At 71.5% G+C, this 22,866-nt stretch carries 2 protein-coding genes (1 of these 2 cut by a window edge); both read left to right on the forward strand.

The genetic code is table 11. The features are described from left to right. Positions 1–11,379, forward strand: coding sequence for an amino acid adenylation domain-containing protein (locus tag ACIRRA_RS25660; protein ID WP_402772794.1), 11,379 nt, complete (start codon positions 1–3; stop codon positions 11,377–11,379). Next, on the forward strand, positions 11,379–22,866 hold the 5' portion of the coding sequence (locus ACIRRA_RS25665; protein WP_402772797.1) for a non-ribosomal peptide synthase/polyketide synthase. It continues 7,607 nt past the right edge of the window; 11,488 of the gene's 19,095 nt are visible here — the first part of the coding sequence; its start codon is at positions 11,379–11,381; its stop codon lies off the right edge, out of view. Before ACIRRA_RS25660 ends, ACIRRA_RS25665 begins: the two co-directional genes overlap by 1 nt.

The raw sequence follows: 22,866 nt of genomic DNA on the forward strand, positions 1-22,866 counted from the left end.
GTGCAGGGTGCGGAGTTGGGTGGTTTCGAGTCGCGCGACGTGTCGAGGTCGAACGAATCGGAGGGCCGGGGGGCCCCGTTCCCACTCGGGCCCGGGCAGGTGGGCGTCTGGTACGCCCAACTCCTGGAGCCGGACGTGCCGATCAATATGGCGCAGTACGTCGATATCGATGGCGACTGGGACCTGGACCTGCTGGTCCGCGTGAACCGCGAGGGCGTCGTGATCTGGCGCACCTCCCAGCTGCGATTCGTCGAGATCGACGGCCGCCCGCACCAGTACTTCGACCTCGACGCGGACGCGGACCCGACCACCTTCCTGGACCTGCGCGCCGAGCCGGATCCCATTGCGGCGGCTCGGGAATGGATGCGCGCCGAGATGGTCCGTCCGGTGGACGTCCTGACCGATGTGCTGTTCGCGCCCACCGTCATTCGCATCGCCGACCGCCGCTGGTTCTGGTTCGTGCGCGCGCACCACATCGTGGGCGACGGCTACGCCGCCATGAACGTCATGCAGTGGTCGGCCAAGCGCTACACCGCGCTGTCCCGGGGCGAGCAGCCCGCGACGGTGAAAGTCGGTGCGCTGCAAGACGTTGTGCAGTCCGAGCTGGACTACCGCGACAGCACCCGCTTCCAGTCCGACCGCGAGTACTGGATCGAGCGCACCCGTCGCCTGGGCGGTACCACCACGCTCAACGCGCGTCCCGCGCCGCACGCCGCCCTCAACCGCCTGTTCGGTTCGGCGCTGCCCGAGGGCCTGCAGGAGCGCATGCACGAGGTCGGCGTCCAGCACGATTCCGGTCTGCCGGTGGTGCTGGTAGCGGCCTTCGCGGTGTACCTGTCCCGGATGACCGGCAAGGACGAGGTGGGCATCAGCCTGCCGGTGGCCGCGCGCACCACCGCCATGCTGCGCAATTCGGTGGGCATGCTGGCCAATATCGTGCCGATGCACATGTCGGTCCGAGCCGAGACCACCTGGGCCGAACTGCTGCACGCCACCCGCGTCGAGCTCTCCGGCGCGCTGCGTCATCAGCGCTATCGGCAGGAGGATATCCACCGGGATGCCGAGCGCGAGGGCAATCCGCCGCTGCGCAGCCTGTTCGGTCCGGCGGTCAACATCATGTTGTTCCACAACCGGATCGAGTTCGGCGACGTCACCGCGCGGCTGCATCCGCTGTCGTCCGCGCCCATCGAGGACATGAACCTCAATGTCTTCTACGGCGACAACGACCGGGTACACCTGAACATCGAGGTGAACCCGAACCTTTACAGCGACAGCGAGATTCGCGCCCACCACGCCCGCTTCCTGGACCTGCTGGAGCGACTGGTCGAACTGGATTCGGCGACGCCGCTCGCGGGTGTCGAGGTGGCCACCGCCGCGGAGCGCGAGACGGTGCTGCGGACCTGGAACGACACCGCACATCCGGTGGCGGAGGGCACCCTGGCGTCGATGTTCGCGGCGCAGGCGGCGCGGACGCCGCACGCGACCGCGCTTCGTTTCGCGGGCACGCCGGACCTGACCTATGCCGAATTCGCCGATCGGGTGAATCGTCTCGCGCGCTATCTGATCTCGCGTGGCATCGGCCCCGAGACGCGGGTCGCGCTGCATCTGCGCCGGTCCCCGGAACTGGTGATCGCGATGTACGCGGTGCAGGCCGCGGGTGGCGCGTACGTGCCGCTGGATCCGGATCATCCGGTTGAGCGCACCGGCCACATTCTCGCCAGCGCACAGCCCGCGCTGGTGCTCGCGTCGACCCGGGATCTGGACGCTGCCGTCGACGCGCTGAACCTGAACGAGCTGGAGCTGTCCGGCTTCTCGGGCACGCCGCTGACCGACGCCGATCGCCTGGCTCCGTTGCGGCCCGCCAATGCCGCCTACGTCATCTTCACCTCGGGGTCGACCGGTCGCCCGAAGGGTGTGGCGGTCAGCCACGCCTCGGTGGTGAACCGCATGGTCTTCGGTCAGGAGACCTACGGCCTGACCCCGGACGATGTGGTGCTGCAGAAGACCCCCGTGACCTTCGACGTGTCGGTGTGGGAATTCATGTGGCCGTTGCAGATCGGTGCGACGCTGGTGCTGGCGCAGCCGGACGGGCATCGGGATCCGGCCTACCTGCGGTCGGTGATCGCCGAGAACCGGGTCACCGTCACGCATTTCGTGCCCTCCATGCTGGAGGTGTTCGTGGCCGGGCTGGAGGCCGAGCCCGGTGTCGCCGATCGCGCGCTGTCCTCGCTGCGGATGGTCTTCACCTCGGGTGAGGCGCTGTCGGCCGCGACGGCACATCGGCTGCGCGCGCTCTCGGGCGCGGCGCTGCACAATCTCTACGGCCCCACCGAAGCTGCGGTCGAGGTCACCTTCCACGAGGTGACGGCCGCGGACACCGAATTCGTGCCGATCGGCGCGCCGGTGTTCAACACCCGGCTGTACGTGCTCGACGCACGACTGCGGCCGGTTCCCCCGGGCGCCCCGGGCGAGCTGTATCTGTCGGGGGTTCAGCTCGCCCGTGGTTACCTGGCGCAACCCGGTCTGACCGCGGGACGCTTCGTCGCGGCCCCGTACAGTGCGGAGGTCGGTGGCCGGCTGTACCGCACCGGCGATCTGGTGCGCTGGACCGAGGGCGGCGAGCTGGAGTACCTGGGCCGCACCGACTTCCAGGTGAAGCTGCGTGGTCTGCGTATCGAGCTCGGCGAGATCGAGACGGTGCTGGGTGAGCTGTCCGAGGTCGCCCGCGCCGTGGTGATCGTGCGCGACGACCAGCTGGTCGCCTACGTGGTGCCCAGCGCCGCGCTGGACGAGACCCGACTCAAGGCCGCGGCCTTGCGGGCGCTGCCCGCGTATATGGTGCCCACCGCCTACGTGCTCATGGACGAACTGCCGGTCAATACCTCCGGCAAGCTGGATCGGGCCGCGTTGCCCGAGCCGGTGCGGATGGCCCACCGCTACGAGGCGCCGCGCTCGGTGGTCGAGCAGACGGTGGCGCGGGTACTGGGCGAGACGCTCGGCATCGAACAGGTGGGCCGCACCGATGATTTCTTCGCGCTCGGCGGCAACAGCCTGATCGCGACCCAGGTGGCGGCGCGCCTCAATGACGAGCTGGGGTGCCGGCTGACCCTGCGCGAGCTGTTCACCGCGACCGGCGTCGCCGAGCTGGCCGCGGTCATCGACGCCCAATTCCTCGACGCCGACGCCGATTCCGCGGTGACGAGGCCGGTGGCGCTGGGCGCGAACCGTCCGGCCCGGGTCCCGCTGTCCCCGGCCCAGCAGCGCATCTGGTTCCTCAATCGCTTCGACGTCACCGCCGCGAGCTACAACATGCCGTTCGTGGTGCGGCTGCGCGGTGAGTCCGCGGATCTGCCGACCCTGCGCGCGGCGGTGACCGATGTACTGACCCGGCACGAGGTGCTGCGCACGGTCTTCCCTGTGACGGAGGACGGTTCGGCCCACCAGCGGGTGATCCCGGTGGCCGAGCTGGACGTCCAGGTGACCCACGAGACGGTTGCCGACGAGGCCGAACTCGCCGCGCGCCTGGCGGCCATCGCCGCGCGCGGCTTCGACCTCGTTGACGAGATCCCTTTCCGAGCACAGGTTTTCACCGCCGGTGTGCAGGACGAGTACGCCCTCGTCATGGTGCTGCACCACATCGCCGCGGACGGTCTGTCGCTGCCGGTGCTGGCGCGCGACCTGATGCTGGCCTACACCGAGCGGCTGGCCGGCGGCGCGCCGACCTGGTCGGAGTTGCCGGTGCAGTACGCCGATTACACGGTGTGGCAACGCGATCGCCTGGGCGCGGCCGACGACCCGGCCTCGCTGCTTGCCGGTCAGCTGGAGTTCTGGCGGCGGACCCTGGCCGGTGCGCCGGATCTGCTGGAGCTGGCGGGTGACCGTCCGCGCCCGGCGGTGGCCAGCGGCCGCGGCGGCAAGCGGGTCTTCGAATGGCCCGCCGAACTGCACGTCCGAGTCACCGAAACCGCTCGGGCCGAGGGTGTTTCGACCTTCATGCTGGTGCATGCCGCCATGGCCCTGCTGCTGTCGCGGATGTCCGGTGAATCGGACATCGTCATCGGCACCCCGGTGGGTGGCCGCGGTCTGCGTGAACTCGACGAGCTGATCGGCATGTTCGTCAATACCGTGCCGCTGCGCACCGAGATCGACGGCGCGGCGAGCTTCCGGGACTTCCTGTACCGGGTGCGCGAGGTCGACCTGGCCGCCTTCGCGCACGCGGACGCGCCATTCGAGACCCTGGTCGAATTGCTGAATCCGCCGCGCTCGCAGGCCCGCCATCCGCTGTTCCAAGTGTTGCTGTCGTTCGCCGCCCCCGGACCGACCGGTGTCGAACTGCCTGGATTACTTGCCACGACGGGTACCCTGGAGACCGGAGTGACCAAGTTCGACCTTTCGGTCGTGGTCACCGAGAGCTTCGTCGGTGCCGGTCCTGGGGAAGGTCCGGCACCGACGGGGATGACCGCCGAGTTCGAGTTCGCGGCGGATCTGTTCGACCCCGCCACCATTGACGTCCTTTCCGACCGTTTCGTGCGCTTGCTGACCGCGGTCACCGCGGATCCGGCCGCCGGGTTGGACGCGATCTCGGTCCTCTCCGAGCATGAATACGCCGATCTGACCACACGTTCCGGCGGCCCGGCCCCGACCGGCGTGACCCTGCCGGGCATGCTCGCGGCCGGGGTGGCCACCCGCCCGGATGTGATCGCGGTGGTCGACGGTGCGCGCGAGCTGACCTATCGAGAGTTGGACGCCGCCTCGAATCGGGTGGCGCGCATGCTGATCGAGCGCGGCGTGGGTCCGGAGGACCTGGTAGCCATCGGGATGCCTCGCACGCTGGAGACGGTGCTGGCGATCTGGTCGGTCGTCAAGACCGGCGCGGGCTGGATGCCGCTGGATCCCGCCTACCCGGCCGACCGCATGGAGTACATGGTGGCGGACTCGGGGGCCGTGGTCGGTCTGACCACCGCGTCCGTCCGCGCCGGACTGCCGGATTCGCTGTCCTGGTTGCTGCTCGACGATTTCGCGACGTCGTCAGGCGAGGCCGTGGACGCGGTGACGCCCCTGCGTCCTGTGCACCCCGGCAACCTCGCGTACACCATCTACACCTCGGGTTCGACCGGTCGGCCCAAGGGCGTGCTGCTCGCGCACAAGGGTGTCCGTGCGCTCGCGGCCGAGCAGACCCGCAACTACTTCGCCGAGCCGGACGCGCGCGTGTTGCAGGTCGCTTCGCCGTCGTTCGACATCTCGGTGGCGGAGCTGCTGCTCGCCGCGAACTCGGGCGCGACCCTGGTGGTCGCGCCGCCCGAGGCGTCGGTCGGTCCCGAACTGGCGGCGGTGATCCGGTCGCACCGGGTCACCCACATCCTCATCACCCCGTCCGCGCTGGGCACCATCGACCCGGCCGAGGTGCCGGACGTGCGCGTGGTCGTGGTCGGCGGCGAGGCCTGCCCGCCGGAGTTGTTGCGGCGCTGGGCCGGTGCCGATCGGGTCTTCATCGACGCCTACGGCCCGACCGAGACCACCATCATCGTGAACGCAAGCGCGCCGCTGCCGGCCCAGGGCCCGGTCTCCGTCGGCGGCCCGATTTCGGGTGTGCGGGAGTGGGTGCTCGACGAGCGGCTGCGCCCGGTCCCGATCGGCGTGCCGGGCGAGCTGTACGTGGGTGGTGACCAGCTGGCGCGCGGCTATCGCGGGCGGCCCGGCCTCACCGCCGACCGCTTCGTGGCCTGCCCCTGGATCCCGGGTGAACGCATGTATCGCACCGGCGATCTGGTCCGCTGGGGCACGGCCGGTGACGTGCAGTATCTGGGGCGCAACGACTTCCAGGTGAAGCTGCGCGGGTTCCGCATCGAGCTCGGCGAGATCGAGGCCGCGCTGACCGCGCTGCCCGGCGTGCGCCAGTCGGTGGTGCTGCTGCGCACCGACCCGGCCCGCGGTGAGCAGCTGGTCGCCTACCTGGTGTCGCAGGGCGACCCGCTGGATCCGGCGGCGGTCCGCGCGGGCCTGGCGGGCCGGTTGGCCTCGTACATGGTGCCCGCCGCTTTCGTGGTGCTCGACGAGTTCCCGGTCACCACCAACGGCAAGCTGGACCGAAACGCCCTGCCCGCACCGGAGTTCGAGTCGGCCGGCTACCGGCGGCCGAGCACCATGGCCGAGGAGGTGGTGGCGGGGGTCTTCGCCGAACTGCTCGGGGTGGAACGGGTCGGGGCCGACGACGACTTCTTCGTGCTGGGCGGCAGTTCGCTGCTGGCGACCAAGGCGGCGGCGCGCGTCGGTGCGCTGCTGAACGCGACGGTCGGGGTGCGCCTGCTGTTCGAGGACCCGACGGTGGCCGGGCTGGCCGCGCGTGTGCTCGCGGGTACCGGCGAGACCCGGCGGCCCGCGCTGGTGGCGGGGGAGCGGCCGGACTCGCTGCCGCTCTCGCCCGCTCAGCGGCGCATGTGGTTCATCAACCGCTTCGACCGCGAGTCCACCGCCTACAACCTGCCGGTGGCGCTGCGGCTCTCGGGCGAGCTGGACGCGTCCGCGCTCTCCGACGCGCTGGGTGACGTGCTGGACCGGCACGAGGCGCTGCGCACCGTCTACCCCGAGACCGCCGACGGCCCGGCCCAGGTGATCCTGCCGGTGGCTCGGGCATATGCCGGCCTGAAGGCGATCGAGGTCACCGAATCCGAGCTGGCCGTGCGGATTCCGGAAATTCTGAACACCGTCTTCGACGTGACCGTCGAGGTGCCGATCCGGGTGGAGTTGCTGCGCCTGGTGGATGCCGCGGGCGAGTTCACCGGCGAACACGTGCTCGCCGGTGTGCTGCACCATATTTCGGCCGACGGCTCCTCGGTGGTCCCGTTCGTCCGGGGTCTGATGGTGGCCTACGACGCCCGGCGCGTGGGCGCCGCCCCGGCGTGGGCTCCGCTGAGCGTGCAGTACGCGGACTACGCGCTGTGGCAGCACGCGCTGCTCGGCTCCGATGACGACGAGACCTCGGTGGCGGCGGCGCAACTCGGGTACTGGCGCGAGACCCTGGCCGGGCTGCCCGACCAGCTGGACCTGCCCACCGACTTCCCGCGTCCGGCGCGGCAGAGCCTGCGCGGCCGCCAGCTGAAGCTGAGCCTGGACGCCGAATTGCACGCCGGGCTCACCGAATTGGGCCGCGCCCAGGGCGCGACCCTGTTCATGGTGGTGCACGCGGCCTCCAGTGCGCTGCTGTCGCGCCTGTCCGGCGTGGCCGACCTCGCGGTGGGCACCCCGATCGCGGGCCGCGGCGACAGCGGTCTCGACGACGTGATCGGCATGTTCGTCAATACGCTGGCGCTGCGCACCCGGGTGGATTCCGGCGCGCCGTTCACCGAGCTGCTGGGCCGGGTGCGGGCCGGTGACATCGCCGCCTTCTCGCACGCCGACGTGCCCTTCGAGCGCCTGGTCGAGGTGCTGAACCCGGTGCGTTCGCAGGCCCGGCACCCGCTGTTCCAGGTGGGCCTGTCCTTCCAGAACTTCGAGCAGGCCGAGCTGGTGCTGCCCGAGCTAACGGTGTCGGTGGTCGAATTCGACACCCACATAGCGCAATTCGACCTGCACCTGTACGCCTGGGACCGCTACCTCGACTCCGGCGCGCCCGCGGGACTGGACCTGGCCCTCACCTACGCCACCGATCTGTTCACCGAGGCCACCGCCCGCGAGTTCCTGGCGGCACTGACCCGGGTGCTGGAAGCCGTTGCGGCGAAACCGGATCGGGTGATCGGCGATATCGATCTGCTGGGTCCGGAGCTGCGGCGGCGGATGCTGGTGGACTGGAACGCCACCGCCCACCAGGTCGCCCCCGGCACGCTGGTGGACCTGGTCGACGCGCAGGTCGCGCGCGATCCCGGCGCGGTGGCACTGCTGGACGCGCACACCGGGATCGAGCTCACCTACGCGGAATTCGACGCCCGGGTCAACCGCCTGGCCCGGCGGCTCATCGCCGCGGGCGTCGGCCCCGAGACCGGCGTGGTGCTCGCCATGCGCCGTGGCATCGACCTGGTGGTCGCCATGTACGCGGTGGTCAAGGCCGGTGGCGCCTATGTGCCGATCGACCCGGACCACCCGGCCGACCGCATCGCCTACATTGTCGAAACCGCCGCTCCGGCAGTGGTTCTCACCACCGCCGCCGACGGCGTGCCCTTCGAGGCCGCGGTCCCGGTGCTCGAGGTGGACCGGCTGGAGCTGTCCGGCCTGTCCGCGGCCCCGATCACCGACGGTGAGCGGGTGCGCCCGCTGCGCCCGCAGCACCCGGCCTACGTCATCTTCACCTCGGGTTCGACCGGCCTGCCCAAGGGCGTGACGGTGCCGCACGCGGCCATCGTCAACCAGTTGCGCTGGCTGCGCGCCACCTTCGAGCTGGACGCGGGCGACCGCGCGCTGCTGAAGACTCCCGCCACCTTCGACCTGTCGGTGTGGGAGTTCTGGTCCGCGCTGACCACCGGCGGCAGCCTGGTGGTGTCCGCCGCGGGCGACGAACGCGATCCCGACCGCCTGCGCGCCCTGATCGAGACGCACGCCGTCACGATCCTGCACCCGGTGCCCTCGCTGCTGGGCATGCTGCTGGCGGGCGGTCCGCTGCCCGCCTCGGTGCGCGCGGTGCTGGCCATCGGCGAGGCGCTGCCGGCCGCGACGGCCGCGGAGTTCCTCGACCGGCACCCCGACAGCGAGAATGCCGAGGGCGCACGGCTGTTCAACCTCTACGGCCCCACCGAGGCGGCCGTCTCGATCACCTCCTACGAGGTGCGCGATCGGTACCGCCAGGCGGTGCCGATCGGCTCGCCCGCCTGGAACAGCCGGGTCTACGTGCTCGACGCCCGCCTGTCCCCGGTCCCGATCGGCGTGCCCGGCGAGCTGTACCTGTCCGGCACGCAGCTGGCGCGCGGCTACCACGGCCGCCCGGCCCTGACCGCCGACCGCTTCGTGGCGGACCCCTTCGCCGGCGGCCGCATGTACCGCACCGGCGATATCGTCCGCTGGCGCGCGGACGGTGCGCTCGAGTACATCGATCGCGCCGACTTCCAGGTCAAGATCGGTGGTTTCCGCATCGAGCTCGGTGAGGTGGAGACCGCGCTGTACCGGCAGCCCGGCGTGAGCGCCGCGGTCGCCGCGGCCCGCACCACCGCCGACGCGGGCGCCCGGCTGGTCGCCTACGCCGCGGTCCCCGGCACCTCCGAGGAACGCCGCGACGAGGTGTCTGCCGCCCTGCGCGCCGCGCTCGCCGCGGAGCTGCCGACCTACATGGTCCCGGCCGCGCTGGTCGTGCTGGATGCCCTGCCGCTGAACGCCAATGGCAAGGTGGACCGGGCGCGGCTGCCCGAACCGGTCTTCGCCGTAGCGGCCTACCGCGAGCCGGTGACCGCGCTCGAGCAGGCCGTCGCCGCGGGCTTCGCGGAGGTGATCGGGGCGGTCGAGGGCAACCCGATCGGCCTCGACACCGACTTCTTCGCCCTGGGCGGCAATTCGCTCATGGCGACCCGCCTGGCCGCTCGGCTGGGCTCGGATCTCGGTGTGCGCGTGCCGGTCTCGGCCCTCTTCGAGGCCCCGACCGTGGGCGGGCTGGCGGGCTGGATCGCCACCGCCGATCCGGCCGGGCTGCTGCCCGCGCTGACCCGCCGCACCGACGCGGGCCCGGCCCCGCTGTCGCTGGCCCAGCAGCGCATGTGGGTGCTCAACCGCTTGCACCCGGAGTCGGGCGCCTACAACGTGCCCGCCGCCGTCCGGCTCACCGGCGCGCTCGACAAGGCCGCGCTCACCGCGGCCCTGCGGGATGTGCTGGAGCGCCACGAGATTCTGCGCACCCGCTATCCCGAGGTGGACGGCGAGCCCGTGCAGGTGGTGCTGGAGCTGGGTGAGCTCGACGGCGAGTTCACCACGGTCCCGGTGTCCGAGAACGAGATTCAGGCCCGCCTGGTCGAGACGGCCACGGCCGGTTTCGATGTCACCGTCGCGCCGCCGGTGCGGGTGACGCTGTTCGAACTCGGCCCGGCCGACCACGTCCTGCTGGTGGTGGTGCACCACATCAGCGCCGACGGCTACTCGGTGCTGCCGATGACCCGGGATCTGGTGCTGGCCTACACCTCCCGCCTGGCCGGGGACGCGCCCGCCTGGGCGCCGCTGGAGATCCAGTACGGCGACTTCGCCGCCTGGCAGCGCCGCGTGCTCGGTTCGGACGCCGATCCGGACAGCCTGCTGTCGCGGCAGCTGCGCTTCTGGATGGACGAGCTGTCCTCCGCGCCCGAGCAGCTGGCGTTGCCCACCGACCGCCCCCGGCCGGCGCGGCGCGAGATGCTCGGCGAGACGGTCGATTTCGCGGTCGACGCGGAGACCCTCGAGCGGCTCTCGGCCCTGGCCCGCGCGCACGGCGCCACCCTGTTCGGTGTCGTGCACGCCGCCTTCGCGGTGCTGCTCGCCAAGCTGTCCGGCCAGCGCGACATCTCGATCGGCGTCCCGCTCGCCGGTCGCGGCGAGCGGGCGCTGGACGACCTGATCGGCATGTTCGTCAATACCGTGGTGCTGCGCGCCGAGGTGGACGGCAAGCTCGCCTTCACCGATCTGCTGCGGCAGGTGCGCGACCGCGACCTGGCGGCGTTCGCCCAGGCCGATGTGCCGTTCGAGCGCGTGGTGGAGGCCGTGCTGGCCGTCACCGGCCGGGCCCGGTCGGCGTCGGTGAGCCCGCTGTTCCAGGTGGCCTTCGCCTTCCAGAACATGCCGCCGGTGTCGGCGGCGCTGTCCGGACTCACCGTCGAGGCGCTCGATCCCGAGCTGACCGAGGCCAAGTTCGACCTCCAGCTCACCGGCATCGAGCGGCACGACGACGCCGGCCGGGTGGTGGGCCTGGACATGCGATTCGGGTACGCCACCGACATTTTCGGTGCGGACAGTGTGCGCCTGCTGGCGCAGCGGCTGCTGCTGGTGCTGGACACCGTGGTGGCCGATCCGGAAGCGCCGGTGCGCGACATCGACATTCGCACCGAGGCGGAACGCGCCCGCCGCCCCGGCGGCGGACCGGTCAAGGTCACTGCGGCGGTGCCGCACACGAACGCGGCGGCGCCGCAGCAGCAGCCGGCCGACCTGCCCGCCCTGCTCGCCGCCGCGGCGGCGGCCGCCCCCGAGGCGGTCGCCCTCACCCACGGTGAGCACACCGTCACCTATCGGGATCTCGCCGAGAAGATCGCCGTCACCGCCCGCGCCATGGGCGCCGCCGCGAAGCCGGAGGCGCTGGTGAACGTGGCACTCGCCGGATTGGTACCCGGCATTCTGGCCGCTCTCGGCGCGGCTGGACTCCAACAGGCCCTGAGCACGCTCACCGCGGACGCGCAGGCCCTGTTTCTTCGCTCGGAGAGCACGTCGGAAGGAAGCCTCTGATGCACTACGCAGAGTCGATCGCCACCAGCCGGAACGGACGGGTCACGGCCTTGCGCCGGGCCTACGGCGTGGGCGACCTACCTTGTCTCATCGCCGTCGTGGCCGAGCTGGACGCCGACCGAATAGCGCTGCGGGACGCCGGCGACACCATCGCCTACGGCGCCCTGGCCGCCGAGATCGCCATGCTCAGCGAGGCCATGGGCGGCGCGCTGGAGCCCGAGGCGCTCATGCAGGTGGTGGTGTCCGGGCAGCTCCCCGGACTGATGAGCGGCGAGGCCGGCGGCCTCACCGCGGCGTTGGAGGCGCTGGTCGACGACGCCGTGCTGGCCGGCTCCGACGTCCTCGACCCCAAGCTGGCGCCGGTCGAGACCCTCAGCACGCAGTTCCGCGCCCAGGTGCGGCGCACCCCCGACGCGGTGGCGATGGAATTCGAGGGCGCGACGCTCACCTACGCCGAATTCGCCACCCGCGTCACGGTTCTCGCGCGGCATCTGCGCGGCCTGGGCGTCGGCCCCGATGTCCTGGTGGGCCTGTCGGTGCGCCGCTCCTTCGAGCTGATGGTCGGTATGTTCGCCATCCTCGAAGCCGGTGGCGCCTACGTGCCCCTCGATCCGGATCACCCGGCCGAGCGCATCTCCTACGTGCTCGAGGTGGCGCAGCCCGCGGTGGTGCTCACCACCACCGCCGACCAGCCCGCCTTCGCCGTCGAGGCCCCGGTGCTGCGCATCGACGAATTCGAGCGCAATGCACGGGAATACGGCATCGACGGTGATCGGCTGCTGTCCCCGGCCGACGATCCCGAGCTGCCCCAGCCGGGCCCGGACAACCTGGCCTACGTCATCTTCACCTCGGGCTCCACCGGCCGCCCCAAGGGCGTGGCCATCCCGCATCGCGCGGTCGTCGCCCTCCTGCGGTGGCAGCAGCGGCAGTTCCGGATCACCGAGGACGACGCGGTGCTGTTCAAGACCAGCACCACCTTCGACGCGTCGGTGTGGGAGATCTTCTGGCCCCTGCAGACCGGGGCGCGGCTGGTCATCACCGCACCGGATGGTCACCTGGACCCCGCCTACCTGGTGCGCGTCATTCGCGAATCACGGGTCACCACGGCCTTTTTCGTGCCGTCGATGCTGGCCGCGCTGGTGGGCGAGGTCATGCGCAGCGGCGAGGACCTGCCCGATTCCCTGCGCTATCTGCTCACCGGTGGCGAGACCGTCCCCGTCGACACCGCCGCTGACTTCCGCAGCGTCAGCGGCGCGACCCTGTTCGACGTGTACGGTCCCACCGAGTCCACCGTGCTGGCCACCGCCCACGAGGTCACCGCGGCCGATGTCGACATCATTCCGATCGGCAGCCCCGGCGACGATGTCGAACTGCTGGTCCTCGACGCGGATCTGCGCCCGGTGCCGGTCGGCGTGGTCGGGGAGCTGTACATCGCCGGCACGCAGCTGGCCCGCGGCTATGTGGGCCGCTCGGGTCTGACCGCCGAACGGTTCGTGCCCAACCCCGAGGGCGCGTCCGGCGATCGCATGTACCGCACCGGTGATCTGGTGCGCTGGGTCTTCGGTGTGGACGGCGGCCCGGACGAGCTGGAATACGTGGGCCGCAGCGACTTCCAGGTGAAGATGCGCGGCCTGCGCATCGAGCTCGGCGAGGTGGAGTCCGCGCTGCGCCGCGCCGCCGCCGTCGCGCAGGCGGCGGTGCTCATGCACACCCGCCCGAACGGCGAGCAGGCACTGGTCGGTTATGTCGTCGCGGCCGACGGCGTCGAAATCGACAGTGCCGCGGTGCTTTCCACCGCGCGGGCGCACGTGCCCGAGTACATGGTGCCGTCGCTGCTGGTCGTCCTGCCCGAGATGCCGATGAACGTGAACGGCAAGCTGGACCGGCGCGCCCTGCCCGACCCGGTCTTCGCCGACACGGCCACCGCCTACCGCGCCCCGGCCACACCCGCCGAGGAGGCGGTCGCGGCCATCTTCGCCGACCTGCTCGACCTCACGGTGGTCGGCGCGGACGACGACTTCTTCACCCTGGGCGGCAACTCACTGATCGCCACCCGGGCCATCGCCCGGATCCGGGAGTCGCTCGGCGTCACCGTGGACGTGCGCGACTTCTTCGAGCGCCCGACCGTGTCCGCGCTGGCGGCGCTGGGTGACGGCGCGGGCCCGGGACCCCGGCCGGCGCTGACCGCCGGGCCGCGCCCGGACCACATTCCGCTCTCGCCCGCCCAGCAGCGCATGTGGTTCCTGAACCACTTCGCGCGCAGCGAATACGACCCGGCCGCCGATGATTTCGATCCGTCGGCGGTGGACAACATGCCGTTCGCGCTGCGCCTGCGCGGCGAGCTCGACACCGCGGCGCTGGCGGCCGCCTTCGCCGACGTCATCGAGCGCCACGAGTCGCTGCGCACCTACTACCCGACGGCCGACCAGGGGCCCGCCCAGGTGGTGCTGCCCGCTGCCGCGGTGGACCTGACCCCTCGCGAGGTGCCCGAGGACCAGCTGGCCACGACCGTATTGGCCCTGGCCGCACAGGGATTCGACGTCACCGCCGAGGTGCCGCTGCGCGCCCGGCTGCTGCGCTCGGGTCCCGGCGACCACACGCTGGTGGTGGTGGCCCACCACATCGCCGCCGACGGCGCCTCCATCGGACCGCTGGTGCGCGACCTGGTGCTGGCGTACGTGGCGCGGCAGGCGGGTCAGCGGCCTTCCTACGAGCCGCTGGCCGTGCAGTACGCCGACTACGCGCTGTGGCAACGGGCCTGGATGGGCGACGAATCCGATCCGGACTCGGTGGCTTCTCGCCAGATCGCCTTCTGGGCAAGCGAACTCGCGGATCTGCCCGCTCAGATCGACCTGCCCGCAGACCGCCCGCGTCCGGCCGTGTCCACCTTCCGCGGCACCTCGTTCGAGACCGTGCTGGACGCCGACCTGCGCGCCGCGGTCGACCGGGTGGCCGCCGCCCACCGCGCCACCCCGTTCATGGTGCTGCACGCCGCACTGGCCGCGGTGCTGGCTCGGCTCTCGGGCACCGGCGACATCGCCATCGGCACCCCGGTCGCCGGGCGCGGCGACCAGGCCCTCGACGACCTGGTCGGCATGTTCGTCAACACCCTGGTGCTGCGCGCCGAGGTGCGCGGCGCCGACTCCTTCGCCGGCCTGATCGCCCATGTGCGCGACCGGGATCTGCGCGCCTTCGCCCACCGCGACGTGCCCTTCGAGCGCCTGGTGGAGGTGCTCAATCCGGCGCGCGCCCGCAACCGCCACCCGCTGTTCCAGGTCGCGCTGTTCATGCAGAACCTCGGCGACCTCACCGCCGCGCTGCCGGGACTGACCGCCGAGGAACTGGACTTCGATCCGGGCATCGCCAAGTTCGACCTGCAGCTGACCGTCGTCTCCGACGGCGACCGCTACCGGGTCCAGTACACCTACGCCACCGACCTTTTCGACGATCACACGGTGCGCGAGTTCGCCGCCAAGTTCACCCGGCTGCTGAGCGCCGCCACCGCCGACGCCGCGGTGCCGGTGGGCGATATCGAACTGCTGGACGCCGGCGAGCGCGACTACGTCACCTCCAGCTGGAACGCCACCGGCTCCCGCGTCCCGGATCAGTTCCTGCACCAGGGTTTCGACGCGCAGGTGGCGCGCACTCCGCACGCCCGCGCCCTGGTCTTCGGGGACACCGAACTCACCTACACCGAGTTCTCCGAGCGCGCGAACCGGCTGGCTCGCTACCTCATCGCCGCCGGGGTCGGCCCGGAATCGCTGGTGGTGCTGGCCATGGCCCGCTCGGTGGAGCTGGTGGTCGCCATGTACGCGGTGCTGCGCGCCGGCGGCGCGTACGTGCCGGTGGACCCGTCCCACCCGGCCGAACGCATCGGCCACATCCTCACCACCGCCGGCCCGCACGCCGTGCTCACCACCCGCCGCGACGGCTTCACCCTGCCCGAAACCGTCGACGTGCCACTGCATCACCTCGACGAGCTGGAGCTGGCGGAGTACTCCGCGGCCAAGATCGGCGACCGCGAGCGGCGCGCCGTCCTGCACCCGGACCACCCGGCCTACGTCCTTTTCACCTCCGGCTCCACCGGCAAGCCCAAGGGCGTCGCGGTCACCCACCGCGCCATCGCCAACCAGCTGGCCTGGATGCAGGCCGAGTACGGCGTGCGCGGCCAGGACGTGTACCTGCAGAAGACCGCCACCACCTTCGACGTCTCGCTGTGGGGCTACTTCCTGCCGCTGCGCGCGGGCGCGACCCTGGTGGTCGCCACCCCCGACGGCCACCGCGATCCCCGCTACATCGCCGAAACCATTGCCCGCCACGGGATCACGCTTACCGACTTCGTGCCCTCCATGCTCGCGGTGTTCGCCGCGCATGCCGAGGCGGGCGAACTCGATTCGCTGCGTGAGGTCTTCGTCATCGGCGAGGCGCTGCCGCCGGAGACCGTCGCCGCCTTCTGGGCCGTCAGCGACGCCGGGGTGCACAACCTCTACGGCCCCACCGAGGCCGCGGTGTCCATCACCTTCCGCGAGGCGCACAGCTCCGACACCCTCACCGTGCCGATCGGTGAGCCGGAGTGGAATTCCCAGGTGTTCGTGCTGGATTCGCGCCTGCACCCGGTGGCCATCGGGGTGCCGGGCGAACTCTATCTGGCCGGTGTGCAGCTGGCCCGCGGCTACCACGGCCGGGTCGACCTGACCTCGGATCGCTTCGTGGCCAACCCCTTCGGCCGGCTGGGTGAGCGTATGTACCGCACCGGCGATCTGGTGAAGTGGACCGAGGACGGCGAGCTGGTCTACCTCGAGCGTCTCGATTTCCAGATCAAGTTCCGCGGCCAGCGTATCGAACTGGCCGAGATCGAGAGCGCCCTGCTGCTGGCGCCCGAGGTGGCGCAGGCCGCGGTGCGGCTCGTCACCGCCGACTCCGGCGACTACCTGGCGGGCTACGTGGTCGCGGCCCCCGGCATCGACCTGGACCCGGAGACCCTGCGGGACGGGCTGACCCGGGTGCTGCCGCCATACATGGTGCCGACCGCCCTGATGGCGCTGCCCGAACTGCCGCTCAACTCCAGCGGCAAGCTGGACCGCAAGGCGCTGCCCGTTCCGGAGCTGCGCGCCAAGAGCTTCCGCGCGCCCGCCGACGCCGCCCAGCGCCTGGTGGCGGACGTGTTCTCCGAGGTGCTGACAGTCGAGCGGGTCGGCCTGGACGACGACTTCTTCGCCCTCGGCGGCAGCTCGCTCGACGCCGCCCGGGTGACCTCCCGCATCGGCGCCGAGCTCGGCGCCCGGGTGCCGGTGCGCCTGCTCTTCGAGGCCTCCACCGTCGAGGGCATGGCGGCCGCGCTGGTCGCCACCAACCCCGACGCCGCCCGGCCGGTGCTGGCCGCGCGCCCGCGCCCCGACCGCATTCCGCTCTCGCCCGCCCAGCAGCGCCTGTGGTTCCTCAACCGGATCGAGGCCGAGGACAGCGAGCACAGCGTCTACAACCTGCCGATCGTCCTGCGCCTGCGCGGTGCGCTGAACATCGCGGCGCTGGAACAGGCGACGCTGGATGTGCTGGCCCGCCACGAATCCCTCCGCACCACCTATCCGGACTCGGAATCCGGCCCCTACCAGCACATTCTGGATGTGGCGGACATCGGTCTGAGCCTGAGCCCGGTGCCGGTCGCCGCCTCGGAGATCACCGGCGCGCTCGCCGCCTTCGCCTCGGCCGGATTCGACGTGACCGGCGAACTCCCCTCGCGCATCGGGCTTTTCGTGCTCGACGAGGAGACCGAGGACCGGTCCCCGGAATACGTCCTGGCCGTCGTCGTGCACCATATCGCCGCCGACGCCCTCTCGCTGGCGCCGCTGATCACCGATCTCATGCGCGCCTACACCGCCCGCCTCGCCGACACCGAACCCGGCTGGGAGCCGCTGGCGGTGCAGTACGCGGACTACAGCCTCTGGCAGCACGAATTGCTCGGCGACGACCGGGAACCGGGCTCGGTGGCGCACCAGCAGCTCGAGTTCTGGCGCGCGACCCTGGCGGGCCTGCCCCCGCAGCTGGCGCTGCCGACCGACCGCCCCCGTCCCGCGACGCCCGCCAATACCGGTGCGTCCGTGTCGTTCTCGGTGGACGAGACGGTCGCGGCAGGACTGCGGGAGCTGGCCCGGGCCCACGGCGTGACCATGTTCATGGTCGTGCACGCCGCCTTCGCGGCCCTGCTGGCGCGCAGCAGCGGGAACGCCGACGTGGCCGTGGCCTCGCCGATCGGCGGCCGCGGCGAACGCGAACTCGACGCCCTCATCGGCATGTTCGTCAACACCCTGGTGCTGCGCACCCAGGTCGAGCCCGACCTGTCCTTCACCGACCTGCTGGGCCGGGTGCGCACCGCCGACCTGGCCGCCTTCGCCCACGCCGAACTGCCCTTCGAGCGCATCGTCGACGCCCTGGCCGTGGACCGCACCACCGGCGCGCCGCCGCTGGCCCAGGTGATGCTGACCTTCACCGACGCGGCCCGCATGGGCGGCGCGCAGACCTTCGCCCTGCCCGGCCTGACCGTGGCCCCGGTCGAGATCGACGACCCCACCGTCAAATTCGACCTGCACCTGGTGGTCGGCGAGCTGGGGGAGCGCGCCGGGCTGACCGGCAACCTGCGCTACGCGACCGAGCTCTTCGACGCCGCCACCGCTGCCGCGCTCGCCGCGCGCCTGGGCCGGGTGCTGGCGGCCGTGGCCGCCGACGCGACCGTGCGGGTCGGGGACATCGACCTGCTCGACGCCGCCGAGCGGACCCGGATTCTGCACGAATGGAACGACACCGCCGCCGCGCTCGACCTGCCCGCGGGCGACGCCGCGACGCTGGTGTCGCTGTTCGAGACCCAGGTGGCGCGGACTCCCGACGCGACCGCTCTCGCCTTCGAGGGGTCGAGCCTGACGTACAGCGAGTTCGCCGTGCGTGTACGGCGGCTGGCGCGCTGGCTGATCGGTGAGGGCGTCGGCCCGGATTCCTTCGTGGCCCTGGGTATGCGGCGCTCCCTCGACCTGCTGGTCGGCATGTACGCGGTGGCCGCCGCCGGCGCGGCGTATGTGCCGCTGGACCCGGACCACCCGGCCGAGCGCATCGAATACATCCTCGACACCGCCGATCCGGTCACCGTGCTGACCTCGGGCGAGGACCTGGCGATGGATGTCGCCCAGGTGCGGATCGATCTGCTGGATCTGACCGGGTTCTCCGACGAGCCGATCACCGACGCGGATCGCGCTGCGCCGCTGCGGGCTTCGAACAATGCCTACGTCATCTTCACCTCCGGTTCGACCGGCCGCCCGAAGGGCGTGGCGGTGCCGCACTCGGCCATCGTCAACCGCCTGGTGTGGATGCAGGCCGAGTACGGCCTGACCGCCGACGACGTGGTGCTGCAGAAGACCCCGGCCACCTTCGACGTGTCGGTGTGGGAGTTCTTCTGGCCGCTGCTGATCGGCGCCAAGCTGGTGGTGGCCGCGCCCGATGGCCACCGCGATCCGAAGTACTTGGCCGACATCATCGCCCGCGCCGGTGTGACCGTCGCCCACTTCGTGCCGTCCATGCTGGCCGTCTTCGTGGCCGAACTGGAGACCGCCCTTCGCGCCGGCGAAACCCCGTTGGTTCGCGGCGCGTCTCGATTCTGGACTGACGGAGCGGGGGAGCGAAGCGGAGGAGCGGAGGAAGGAAGAATCGAGACCTCCAGCGCCGCGAACCCGCCGGAGCGCAGCGGAGGCAAATCAAACACAGTCGCGAACCCGCCGGAGCGCAGCGGAGGCAAATCAAACAGCGGAGGCAAATTAAACACAGTGTTCGCCTCCGGCGAGGCCCTGGAGCCGAAGTCCGCGCATCGACTGCGTGAGCTGACCGGTGCCGAGCTGCACAACCTCTACGGCCCGACCGAGGCCGCCGTCGATGTCACCTACCACCAGGTCACCGATGCCGACGTGGACTCGGTGCCGATCGGCCGTCCGGTGTTCAACACCCAGGTGTACGTGCTGGATTCGCGGCTGCGGCCGGTGCCGGCGGGTATCGCCGGTGAGCTCTACCTCGCGGGCGATCAGCTCGCCACCGGCTACGTGGCACGCCCGGGCCTCACCTCGGATCGCTTCGTGGCCAACCCCTTCGGTGTCTCCGAACGCATGTACCGCACCGGCGACCTGGTGAAGTGGCTCGACCACGGCGAACTGGAATACCTGGGCCGCACCGACTTCCAGGTGAAGTTGCGCGGTCTGCGCATCGAGCTCGGCGAGATCGAATCCGCCCTGGTCGAATCGGCGTCGATCGCCCAGGCCGCGGTCGTGGTGCGCGGTTCCGGCCGCGCCGGCGCTGAGCCGCAGCTGGTCGCCTACCTGGTGCCCGCCCCCGGTGCGGAGTTCTCGCCCTCCGAGCTGAAATCGGTTCTCGCGCAGCGTCTTCCGGCCTACATGGTGCCCGCCGTCTATGTGCCGCTGGACGCCCTCCCGCTCAATGCGTCCGGCAAGCTCGACCGCGCCGCCCTGCCCGCGCCCGCGGCCGCCGCCTCCGCCTTCCGCGCCCCCACCGGCCCCGAGGAGCGGATCGTCGCGGAGGTCTTCGCCGCCCTGCTCGGGGTCGAGCGGGCGGGCGCCGCCGACGACTTCTTCGCCCTGGGCGGCAACTCGCTCATCGCCACCCAGCTGGTGGCGCGCCTGGGCAAGGCCGCGGGCGTGCGGATTCCATTGCGCGCGGTCTTCGAGGACGCCACGGTCGCCGGGCTGGCGGCCCGGATCTCCGCGGCCGACGCCGAAACCGTGGTCGAGCTGCCGCCGGTCTCGGTGCAGCAGCGTGGCGACCGCATCCCGCTGTCCATCGCGCAGCAGCGCATGTGGTTCCTCAACCGCTTCGACATCCGCGACGGCTACACCATTCCGTTCGCGCTGCGGCTCACCGGCTCCCTGAACCTCGAGGCCCTGCAGGCCGCGGTGGCCGATGTGGTGGACCGGCACGAGACCCTGCGCACCATCTATCCCGAGCACGACGGCGAGGCCAGCCAGCTGGTCCTGCCCGCCGGCACCCGCCTGATCGATCTGGTGCCCGAGCCGGTCTCGGCCGACGAGCTGCCCGGCCTGGTGGAAGCGGTGGCGCGCACCGCCTTCGACGTGACCGCCGAGGTGCCCTTCCGCATCCGCCTGCTCGAGCTCACCGACGAACCCGGCGCCTACCTGCTGGTCATGGTGGTGCACCACATCGCCGCCGACGGCTGGTCCTTCGGCCCGCTCACCCGCGACATCGCCAGCGCCTACGTGGCCCGCTGCGCGGGGGAGATCCCCAATCTCGCGCCGCTGCCGTTGCAGTACGCCGATTTCGCGCTGTGGCAGCGCGCCGCCCTGGGCAGCCCCGACGATGCCGACTCGGTCCTGGCACGTCAGCTTTCGCACTGGACCCGGCGCCTGCACGGGGTACCCGACGTGCTGGCCTTGCCCACCGACCGCCCCCGCCCGGCGGTCGCCAGCGGCCGCGGCGCGGGCTTCGGCGGCCGCTTCGACGCCGAATTGCACGCGGCCGTCCTGGATTTCGCGGCCACCCGCCGGGTGACGCCGTTCATGGTGCTGCACACCGCGCTGGCGGTCACGCTGGCCCGGCTCTCCGGCACCGGGGACATCGTCATCGGCACCCCGGTGGCCGGACGCGGTGACGAGGCCCTCGACGATCTGGTCGGCATGTTCGTCAACACCCTGGTACTGCGCACCGAGGTGCGCCCGGACGCGTCGCTGTCCGAGCTGCTCACCCAGGTCCGCGACACCGACCTGGCCGCCTTCGAACACGCCGTGGTGCCCTTCGAAATGCTGGTCGACGCCGTGAATCCGGTGCGCTCCCAGGCGCATTCGCCGCTGTGCCAGGTCACGCTGACCCTGCAGAACCACATCCGGCCCAGCATCCGGCTCAACCGCCTGGCCATCGAGGCGCTCACCGTCGACGTCACCGCCGCCCAGTTCGACCTGGACTGGACCATGGCCGAGACCACCGACGCCGAGGGCGCGCCCGCCGGCATCGAGGTCTACATCACCTACGCCACCGACCTGTTCGACGCCGCGACCATCGGCGCGTTCCAGGACACCTACGAGCGGGTGCTGCGCGCCCTGCTCGCCGACCCGCGCACCACCGCCGGGGACGTGGAGATCATGGCGCGCGCCGAACGCGGTGTGCTGCTGGTGGATCGCAATGCCACCACCCGGGTGCTGCCCGCCGAGACCCTGGCCGAGCTGCTGGACGCCCGCGCCGCGCAGGACCCCGACGCGGACGCGCTCGTCTTCGAGGGCGATCGGATCGCCTATGCCGACCTGGCGCGACGCGTGAATCGCCTGGGCCGCCTGCTGATCTCGGAGGGTGTCGGCCCGGACGCCATCGTCGGCGTCACCGCGCAGCGCTCGATCGACATGGTGGTGGCGCTGTACGCCGTCGTGGCCGCCGGCGCCGCCTACGTGCCGGTCGATCCGTCGCATCCGGCCGACCGCATCGCGCACGTCCTCGGCACCTCGGCCGCCACCCTGGTGCTCACCGTCGGCGGCGCGGAACTGCCAGCACTCGACGGCGTGCGTGTGCTCGACGTCGCGGGGCTGACGGAATCCGGTGCCCTGGACGGTATTTCGGACCAGCCGATCACCGATGCCGACCGGCGGGGCGCGCTGCGGCCGGATAACCTCGCCTACGTCCTCTACACCTCCGGCTCCACCGGCCTGCCCAAGGGCGTGGCGACCAGCCACCGCGCCATCATGAACCAGCTGCGCTGGCTCGAGGACCGCTACGGCGTCACCCGCGCCGACCGCATCATGCAGCGCGCCCCGCTGGCCTTCGACGTCTCGGTGTGGGAGTGCTTCCTGCCCGCCATGGTCGGTGCGCCCCTGGTGATTCCGCGTCCCGGCGGGCACCAGGACCTCGACTACCTGGCCGGGCTGATGCGCGAGTTCGGCGTCACCATCGCCGAACACGTGCCGTCGGTGCTGGCGGCCCTGGTCGCCGAGGGCCACGGCGACGCGCTGCGCTCGTTCCGGCACCTGCACACCGGTGGCGAGGCGCTGCCCGTCGAACTGCTCGGCCGGCTGCGCGAGCTGGTGAGCGGCTCGGTGCACAACGCCTACGGTCCGACCGAGGCCGCGATCTCGACCATCTACCACGAATTCTCCGACGCCGACCCGGATTTCGAGGTCGCCATCGGCCGCCCGAACTGGAACACCCGCGCTTACGTACTCGACGCGCACCTGCGCCCGGTGCCCACCGGCGTCATCGGTGAACTGTATCTGGCCGGTGCACAGCTGGCCCGCGGCTACCAGGGGCGGGGCGGGCTCACCGCCGACCGGTTCGTGGCCGACCCGTTCGGGGTGCCCGGCGCGCGCATGTACCGCACCGGCGATCTGGTGCGCTGGAACCGCACCGGTGACCTGGTGTACGTGGGCCGCAACGACTTCCAGGTGAAGCTGCGCGGCCAGCGCATCGAACTGGGCGAGATCGAGGCGGCCCTGCTGTCCG

Origin of the sequence: Nocardia sp. NPDC101769, assembly GCF_044766925.1 — a bacterium.
GTDB lineage: Bacteria > Actinomycetota > Actinomycetes > Mycobacteriales > Mycobacteriaceae > Nocardia.